Annotated in this window: 7 protein-coding genes; 1 reads left to right on the top strand and 6 read right to left on the bottom strand. The window is 73.6% G+C overall.

Annotated elements, in window-relative coordinates; all coding sequences use genetic code 11:
- Window positions 1-422, bottom strand: a 422-nt coding sequence (locus tag ACFU6K_RS22710) for a hypothetical protein (protein WP_380665748.1), incomplete at its 3' end; no start/stop codon positions are given.
- Between the two features lie 142 nt (window positions 423-564).
- Window positions 565-921: a hypothetical protein gene (locus tag ACFU6K_RS22705; RefSeq protein WP_380665746.1), complete on the bottom strand. Its 357-nt coding sequence runs from the start codon at window positions 919-921 to the stop codon at window positions 565-567.
- 251 nt (window positions 922-1,172) lie between these two features.
- On the opposite strand from ACFU6K_RS22705, the gene ACFU6K_RS22700 reads away from it, so the two are divergent.
- On the top strand, window positions 1,173-1,367 hold the full coding sequence (locus tag ACFU6K_RS22700; protein ID WP_380665744.1) for a hypothetical protein: 195 nt from the start codon (window positions 1,173-1,175) through the stop codon (window positions 1,365-1,367).
- A gap of 181 nt (window positions 1,368-1,548) precedes the next feature.
- Here ACFU6K_RS22700 and ACFU6K_RS22695 read toward each other — a convergent pair whose 3' ends face one another.
- From ACFU6K_RS22695 to ACFU6K_RS22680, 4 genes are all read right to left on the bottom strand, one after another.
- Window positions 1,549-2,490 (bottom strand): ATP-binding cassette domain-containing protein, encoded by a 942-nt coding sequence (locus ACFU6K_RS22695; protein WP_380665742.1) that lies wholly within the window; start codon window positions 2,488-2,490, stop codon window positions 1,549-1,551.
- A 104-nt stretch (window positions 2,491-2,594) separates the two neighbouring features.
- Window positions 2,595-3,848 carry a cytochrome P450 gene (locus ACFU6K_RS22690; protein WP_380665740.1) on the bottom strand — a complete coding sequence of 418 codons (1,254 nt, stop codon included), beginning with the start codon at window positions 3,846-3,848 and terminating at the stop codon, window positions 2,595-2,597.
- Window positions 3,849-3,931: 83 nt separating this feature from the next.
- Window positions 3,932-4,750, bottom strand: coding sequence for an ABC transporter permease (locus ACFU6K_RS22685; RefSeq protein WP_380665738.1), 819 nt, complete (start codon window positions 4,748-4,750; stop codon window positions 3,932-3,934).
- Window positions 4,744-8,197 (bottom strand): amino acid adenylation domain-containing protein (locus tag ACFU6K_RS22680; protein ID WP_380665736.1); only part of this gene is annotated, 3,454 nt, incomplete at its 5' end. The genes ACFU6K_RS22685 and ACFU6K_RS22680, both read right to left, overlap by 7 nt.

The raw sequence follows: 8,197 nt of genomic DNA, 5'->3' as shown, positions 1-8,197 counted from the left end.
ACCCGCAGGGGCCCCGCGAAGGACTTGCGCAGGGCCGGCGGAGCGGCGACGGGGAGCAGTGCGGCGAGCATCCTGCCCTTGAGGGTGGTCGGCTGTCGCGTCAGCTGGACGTCGACCCGGGTGCCGTCGCCCTCGGGGGTCATCCGGAAGACCCAACCGCCGCCCGGGCCGAAGAGCTTGGAGTCGAGGGTGGTGACGGTGACGGTGTGGCCGCCCGGTTCCCACTCGTAGCGGGCGCGCTCCCAGGCGGCGGCGGTTCCCTCGGTGACCTCGGCCCAGGTGTCGCCGAGCGCGTGGACCTCGAAGTGTTCGGCGTCGATCGTCGGCCAGGCCTCGGCACGGGAGGGGCTGAAGTCGGTCAGCACCGCCAGGACGTCCTCCGTGCCGAGCGTGGAGACGAGTTGGAAGCGTACGACTGCCATGGTGGGTGTCCTCATCGGTAAGTGACTGCTCAAGCCGGTGACGACAGGTTTCCATGCGTCTGCGTCACCTGTCAAAGGGGTGACGATGTGAGGGCATGCGTGGGCGCGGCGCCCGACGGGGAGGGCGCCGCGCCGGGAGGTGTCACGCCTGGAGGACCCGGTAGCTCAGGGCGGTCTGCGGGAGGTTGGCCTGGGCCAGCGTGCCGCTGAGCCAGCCGGGGCCGTTGCAGTCGGCCTCGGCGTACAGCGCCAACGTGGCGCTCCCGTTGGCGATCTGCACCGAGCGGGCGCCGAACCACATGGTGTGGCAGGTGCCGAGGTCGGTGAGGTCGACGGTGGTGGCGAACCCCTGCCCGTAGGTGCCGGAGTAGAGGCGTGCGCCCGGCTGCAGGGGCGGCCAGCCCGCGGCGCCGGCCGTCCCGGCGCCGAAGCCGACCAGGGTCGCGGCCAGGGCGGCGGTGACGGCTGCGCCGCGGAGTTTCGTCTCGGGTGTGAACATGCGATCCGCCTTCTCGTATGGGAGGGAACTGCCGGGCCGGCCGGTGGCTCGTCGGACGATTCCGGCTCGGGGGAAGACCATTGCATCGTCGACGAAGCGCCGCGAGGGCAGAATCGGCCAACCGTGCGCAGGGGGGAGGATGGACGTGCTTCCGTCACCTCCTTGACAGGTGACGGAACGACAATGCACCCTGAAAGCCGTCTCCGGCGCCGCGAAGGCGCCACCCGCGATCGCCGATGAGGAGAGTGCCCATGGCCCAGCAGCCCGCAGTCGATCCCGCCGCCGAGACGCGGCGCGCACGCTACGGCGCCCTCCCCGAGCGCATCCGCTTCGAGGACATGACCGAGGAGGCGGCGACCGGCCCGGGCGGCGCGGCCGACGCCGCCCACGACCCCGAGCGCTCCTGGACCTTCTACAACTGCCTGGCCGTCGACCTGGCCCCGTAGCCCCGACAACCCGCAGCCCGGCGCGCCGGTGGCGCCTTGTGGGACCTCGCGGGGAGCTGACAGCAGCTCAGATCTCACAGTTCGGGCCGATGCGGCGGTGGGACCGACCACACCCGCCGCAGCGGTGATCAGCGAGATCCACCGGGCGGTGCCCGAGTCGGAGTAGTGCCCGGGGCGGGGGTCAGGGGGTGGGGTGGCCGGTGAGGTGGGCGAAGACGTCGTCGAGGGTGGGGCGGCGCATGGTGAAGTCGGCGACGGGGATGTCGGCGCGGCGCAGGACGGCGGCGACGGTGGCGATGTCGTTGAGGCCGTCGTCGAGGGGGATGGAGAGCCGGCCCTTCTGGGGGTCGACGGTGGGTTCGGCGGTGAGGGCGGGGCGGAGGGCGGCGAGGGCCGGGGCGACGTCGGCGGGGGAGGCGACGGTCAGCTCCAGCCATTCGCTGCCGACCTTGCGCTTCAGTTCGTCGGGGGTGCCGTCGGCGATGACGCGGCCGGAGTCGACGACCACGATCTGGTCGGCCAGGTAGTCGGCCTCCTCCAGGTACTGGGTGGTGAGGAGCACCGTGGTGCCGCCGTCGACGAGTTCGCGGACCTGGCCCCAGAGTTCCATCCGGCTCACCGGGTCGAGGCCGGTGGTGGGTTCGTCGAGGAAGAGCACCGGGGGTGCGGTGATCAGGCAGCTGGCGAGGTCGAGGCGGCGGCGCATGCCGCCGGAGTAGGCGCGGGCGGGGCGGTGGGCGGCGTCCGCCAGGCGGAAGCGCTCCAGGAGTTCGTCGGCCCGGCGGCGGGCCTCGCGGCGGCCGAGGTGGAGCAGGGTGCCGAGCAGGACGAGGTTCTCGCGGCCGGTCAGGACCTCGTCCACGGCGGTGTACTGGCCGGCCAGTCCGATCCGGCGCCGGACCTCGTGCGGTTGGCGGACGACGTCGTAGCCGGCCACCTCGGCGTGGCCGCCGTCCGGGGTGGTGAGGGTGGTGAGGATCTGCACGGTGGTCGTCTTGCCGGCGCCGTTCGGTCCGAGCAGGCCGAGGACGGTGCCGGTCCGGACGCCGAGGTGGATGTCGGCGATCGCCACGACGTCCCGGTGGCGCTTGTGCAGGCCCTCGGCGCGGATGGCCATGTCCATGTGGGGCTCCCGGTCGGTGGCGAGGAGGGGCAAGGCAAGGAGGAGGGGCAAGGCAAGAGGGGCAAGGGAGGAAGGGAAGGAAGGAAAAGGAGGAGGACGGAGGGTCAGGCGGTGAGGCGGACGGGGAGGCTGCTGTAGCCGTGGACGAAGTTGGAGTAGAGCCGGACCGGTTCGCCGAGCAGCTCGATCCCGCCGACCGCGCCGCGCAGGGCGGCGAGCATCGCCTCGACGTGGGTCCGGCCGAGGAAGGCGCCCAGGCAGAAGTGTGGGCCGTAGCCGAAGGCGACGTGCTTGTTCGGGGTGCGGGCCAGGTCGAAGCGGTTCGGCTGGTCGAAGACCTCCTCGTCGAAGTTGGCCGAGCTGTTCCACAGCGTCACCACGTCGCCGGCCCGGATCGTCCGGTCGCCGAGCTCGACGTCGGTCAGGGCGCGCCGGCCGAAGTGCATGGCCGGGGTCGTCCAGCGCATGACCTCCTCCACGGCCGGCTCCAGCCCGACCGAGCCGTCCTTCAGCGCCCGCCACTGCTCGGGGTGCCGGGAGAGGGCGATGAGCGCGCCGATGGAGGACATCCGGCTTGACTCGTCGCCGCCGAGGATCAGGCTGTAGCAGTTGAAGACGACCTCCTCCTGGCTCAGCGGCTCGCCGTCGACGGTGCCGGTCGCCAGGGCGCTGATCACGTCGTCGCCGGGGTGCTTGCGCCGCTTGGCGGCGAGGTCGGAGAAGTAGAGCAGGATCTCGTTGCGGGCCAGCCACTCCTCGGTCGCGGTGTGCTCGGCGCTGGTGCGGGAGAGGGTCTGGGTGTTCCAGTGGACGAGGCGTTCGCGGTCCTCGACCGGGACGCCCATCAGGTCGCCGATGGTGTTGATCGGGATGTGGTCGGCGAGGTCGGTGACGAAGTCGAAGGAGCCGCGGGCCAGGCCCTCCTGGAGCAGCGCGGCGGTCCGCTCGTGCACGCCGGCCACCACCGGGGCCAGCACCCGGGGCGAGAAGGACCGGAGCATCAGGTTGCGGATCTCCCGGTGCCGCGGCCCGTCGGTGACGGCGAGCATCCGGCGGGAGGCGGAGTCCTCGCCCTGGAGCAGGGTGGCGAGCACGTTGCCGCGTTCGGAGGTGAACCGCTTGTTGTCGCGGTAGACGGCGAGCACGTCGGCGTGGCGGGAGACCGCCCAGAACGGCGGGCCCTGGTCGGTCGCCGGGTGCAGGTGGACGGGCTGTTCGGCGCGGAACCGGGCCCACATCGCGCGCACGTCGAGGTCGAGGTAGGTGTGCGGGTCGGTGAGGTCGATCGTGGCGAGGTCGACGGTGGCCAGGTCGGCGGGCGGGGAGGCTCCGTCGACCGTCGGGGGCTGGAGGGGCATGGTCGGCCGTTTCTGTGACGAGGGCGGGTCGGGAGGACGGCGCCGGGAGGCGGGGCCAGGACGACGGCGTCAGGACGACGGCGTCAGGAGACTGCGGACCGGTAGCGGCGCAGGCTCAGCAGGACGGTGAGGACGAAGACGGTCCCGAGCGAGGCGGCGATGGTGAGCGAGAGGCTCGGGGTGGCGGCGCTGCCGGCCGCGTCCGGGTTGCCCCACAGCCGCCGCAGGGCCGTCACCACGGCGCTGACCGGGTTCCACTCGGCGACCAGCCGCAGCCAGCCGGGCAGCCGGTCGACGGACTGGAAGGCGTTGGAGAGGAAGGTCAGCAGGACGGTGACCAGCCCGGCGACGACGTTGATGGTCTCCATGGCGCGGGAGAACATCCCGAGCATCAGGCCGACCCAGAGCATCGCGTACATGAAGGCGGCGAGCAGGGCGAGCCCGGCGAGGAACGGCAGCACGCCGGAGTGCGGGCGCCAGCCGAACGCCAGGCCGGCCGCCGTGACGACGGCCAGGCCGATCAGCCCGACGACCAGGTCGCCGAGGGTGTGGCCGACCAGGACGGCGGGTCTGGAGATCGGCATGCTGCGGAACCGGTCGACCAGGCCGCCGCGCAGGTCCGCCGCGACGGCGACCGCGGTCGGGCCGATCCCGGCCAGCCCGACCTGGGCCGCCGCGCCCGCGAAGATGTACTCCTGGTAGCTGCCGCGGCCGGAGAAGGACAGCGAGCCCTGGAACAGGTAGCCGAGCACGATCATCGAGATGAGCGGGTTCATCACGATGCCGATCAGCCGGCCGGGTGCCCGGCGCAGCCGCCGCAGGCGCCGTCCGGCGACGGTGACGGATTCGAGGAGCAGGGCGAGCGGCGCCGAGCGGGGGCGGGGGGTGACGGCGGTCAGCATTCCGGGCTCCCGTCCAGGCGGCGCAGCTCGGCGTCGACCAGCCGTCCGATGACGGCCTGCGGCCCGGCGTGCATCAGGTACTCGTGGCCGGCGGCGATCCGGTGGACGACCACCCGTCCGTTCACGTGCGGCTCCCATCGGCCGGTCTGGTCGGCGAGTTGGTCCGCGGTCCACTCCTCGGCGGCCGCGAACAGGTGGAGGTCCCCGGTGAACCGGCCGGGGGTGAAGCGCTCCATCAGCGCGCCGTGGTGGCGCGACAGCCGCAGCAGTCGCAGCAGCGACTCCTCGTCGAGGTCGGCCAGCGGGCCGGCCTCGCGCCGCAGCAGGTCGAGCAGGGCGGCGCGGGTGCGGCCGGGGCCGGCCAGCTCGTCGCGCCGGTGGCCGAGCGCCTCCAGGGCGCGGAGCAGGAGTTCGCGGTCGTCCTGGCCGCTCTCGTCGCGGCCGGTGCGGCCGGGGTAGCCGTCCAGGTCGGCCAGGAAGTCGACCTGTTCGCCCGCCTCCTGGAGCCGGACGGCGATCTCGTGGGCGAGCACGCCGCCGTAGGACCAGCCGAGCAGCCGGTACGGGCCGTGCGGCCGCAGCCGCCGGATGGTCCGTACGTAGTCCGCGGCCACGGCCCGGATCGACTCGGGCAGCGGGGCGGCGGCGTCCAGCGCGGGCGACTGGAGGCCGTACAGCGGGTAGCGCGGATCGAGGTACCGGGCCAGGCCCAGGTACGGCAGGCTGAAGCCGAGTCCGCTGTGCACCAGGAACAGCGGGGGCGCGTCGCCGTCCGGCCGGATCGGCAGGACGGGCGCGAAGGCGTCCGCGGACTGTTCGGCGGTGGCGGTCGGGCGGGCCCGCTTGGCCAGTTCCGCGACGGTGCGGTGCAGGACGACGTCCGCCACCGCCAGCCGGAGGCCGGCCGACTGGGCCCGGCCGACCAGTCGGACGGCCAGCAGGGAGTGGCCGCCGAGGTCGAAGAAGCTGTCGTCGATGCCGACCTCGGTCAGGCCGAGGACCTCGGCGAAGAGCGCGCCGAGGGTCTCCTCGACGGGGTTGCGGGGGCGGCGCGCGGCGGCGGGGGTGAAGTCGGGGGCGGGGAGGCGGTTGCGGTCGATCTTGCCGTTGGGGTTCAGCGGGAGTTCGTCGAGCACCACGACCGCGCCGGGGACCATGTACCCGGGCAGGTGGTCGGCGGTGTGGTCGCGCAGGGTGGCGGGGTCGGGGGTGGTGCCGGGGGTGGGGGTGACGTAGGCGACGAGGGTGGCGCCGGTGTCGCCGCCCGGGCCGTCGGTGCGGGCGACGGCGACGGCGGTGCGGACGGTGGGGTGGGTGGCGAGGACGGCTTCGATCTCGCCGGGTTCGACGCGGAAGCCGCGGATCTTGATCTGGGTGTCGGCGCGGCCGAGGTAGACGAGCCGGCCGTCGGGGGTCCAGCGGACGAGGTCGCCGGTGCGGTACATCCGCTCGCCGGGTGCGAACGGGCAGGCGAGGAAGCGGGTGGCGGTCAGGCCGGGTCGTCCGGTGTAGCCGCGGGCGAGGCCGTGGCCGGCCAGGTACAGCTCGCCGGCCACGCCCGGGGGCACCGGCCGCAGCCCGTCGTCCAGCACGTACGCCCGGGTGTTGCGGATCGGGCGGCCCAGCGTCACGACCCCGTCGCCCGCCAGCCCGGCCGCCGTGGACCAGATGGTGGTCTCGGTCGGCCCGTACAGGTTGGTGACGGTGTCGGCCCGGGCGGCCAGGGCGTCGGCCAGGGCGGGCGGGACCGCCTCGCCGCCGATCAGGACGCGCAGGCCGCGCACCGACTCGGGGCGGTGGAGCACGAGTTCCTGCCAGAGCGCCGGGGTCGCCTGCATGATCGTGATGCCGTCGCGTTCGAGGGAGGCGGCCAGCGCGGCCGGGTCCAGGGCGACGCCCTCCGCACCGACGACCAGCCCGGCGCCGGACAGCAGCGGCAGGTAGACCTCCAGACCGGAGATGTCGAAGGACCAGGTGGTGACGGCCAGCAGCCGGTCGTGGGCCTCCAGCGGGAAGCGCTCCCGGGTGGACACCAGCAGGTTCAGCAGCGACCGGTGCTCGACCATGACGCCCTTGGGCCGCCCGGTGGAGCCGGAGGTGAAGAGCAGGTAGGCGAGCCGGGAGCCGTGCAGCGGGGCGGCCCGCTCGGGGTCGGTCAGTGGCCGGCCGTCGAGGGCGGCCAGCGCGGCGTCGACCTCGGGGTCGTCCAGCACGACCGTGGGCACGCCGGTGCGCGGAAGCCGTGCGGCGATGGCGAGTTCGGTCAGCAGGAGGACGGGCGCGGCGTCGTCGAGCATCAGCCGGACGCGGTCGGCCGGGAGCGCCGGGTCGACCGGCAGGTAGGCGGCGCCGCTCTTCAGGACGGCCAGCTGCGCCACCACCATCTCCGCCGTCCGGGGCAGCGACAGGGCCACCGGCCGGTCCGGGACGACCCCGCGGTCGACCAGGTGGCGGGCGAGCCGGTTGGCCCGGGCGTCGAGTTCGGCGTAGGTGAGGGCGGTGGTGTCGGTGAGGACGGCGACGGCCTCGGGGGTGCGGGCGGCCTGGGCCTCGAAGAGGGCGACGACGGTGGTGGCGGGGTCGTTGTCGGCGGTGTCGGCGGTGTCGTTCCACTCGGTGAGGACCTGCCGGTGCTCCTCCGGTGTGAGGACGTCCAGTCGGGACAGCGGTGTCCGCGGGGCGCGGGCGACCTGGTCGAGCAGTCGGACCAGGCGGGCGGCCAGGGCCTCGGCGGTGGCCGGCTCGAACACGTCGGCGTTGTACTCCAGGGTGCCGACGAGACCGGCCGCGGAGTCGGCTGCGGAGTCGCTCGCGGAGCCGTCCGGGGAGCCGTCCGCGGAGCCGCTCGCGGAGTCGTTCCGGCGGCGGCGCTCGGTGACGGCCAGGGACAGGTCGAACTTGGCGCCGTCCGCCCCGACCGGCTGCTCCGTCGCGGTCAACCCCGGGAGGTCCAGGGACGGTTGGGTGTTGTTCTGGAGCACCAGCATGACCTGGAAGAGCGGGTTGCGGCCCATGGAGCGTGCGGGGTCGAGGACTTCGACGAGTCGTTCGAAGGGGATGTCCTGGTGTTCGTAGGCCTTGAGGGCGGTTTCCCGGGCGCGGTCGAGGAGTTGGGTGAAGGCGGGGTTTCCGGTGGTGTCGGTGCGCAGGACGAGGGTGTTCATGAAGCAGCCGACGAGGTCTTCGGTGGCGTCGTCGGTGCGTCCGGCGATGGGGGAGCCGATGGGGATGTCGTGGCCGGCGCCGAGGCGGGTGAGGAGGGCGGCGAGGGCGGCCTGGAGGACCATGAAGAGGGAGGCGCCGTTGTCGCGGGCGAGGTGGGCGAGTCGGTCGTGGGTGTCGGGGTGGATGTGGAAGGGGACGGTGCCGCCGCGGTGGGTGGCGATCTTGGGGCGGGGGCGGTCGAAGGGCAGGGCGAGTTCTTCGGGGAGGTCGGCGAGGTTCTCC

The organism is Kitasatospora sp. NPDC057512 (genome assembly GCF_042802135.1).
Taxonomy (GTDB): domain Bacteria; phylum Actinomycetota; class Actinomycetes; order Streptomycetales; family Streptomycetaceae; genus Kitasatospora.
This window is presented reverse-complemented; position numbering and strand designations above follow the sequence as displayed.

Coding starts and splice junctions, on each gene's coding strand:
- ACFU6K_RS22705 (WP_380665746.1), bottom strand. CDS start 921: ATGTTCACACCCGAGACGAAACTCCGCGGCGCAGCCGTCACCGCCGCC.
- ACFU6K_RS22700 (WP_380665744.1), top strand. CDS start 1,173: ATGGCCCAGCAGCCCGCAGTCGATCCCGCCGCCGAGACGCGGCGCGCA.
- ACFU6K_RS22695 (WP_380665742.1), bottom strand. CDS start 2,490: ATGGACATGGCCATCCGCGCCGAGGGCCTGCACAAGCGCCACCGGGAC.
- ACFU6K_RS22690 (WP_380665740.1), bottom strand. CDS start 3,848: ATGCCCCTCCAGCCCCCGACGGTCGACGGAGCCTCCCCGCCCGCCGAC.
- ACFU6K_RS22685 (WP_380665738.1), bottom strand. CDS start 4,750: ATGCTGACCGCCGTCACCCCCCGCCCCCGCTCGGCGCCGCTCGCCCTG.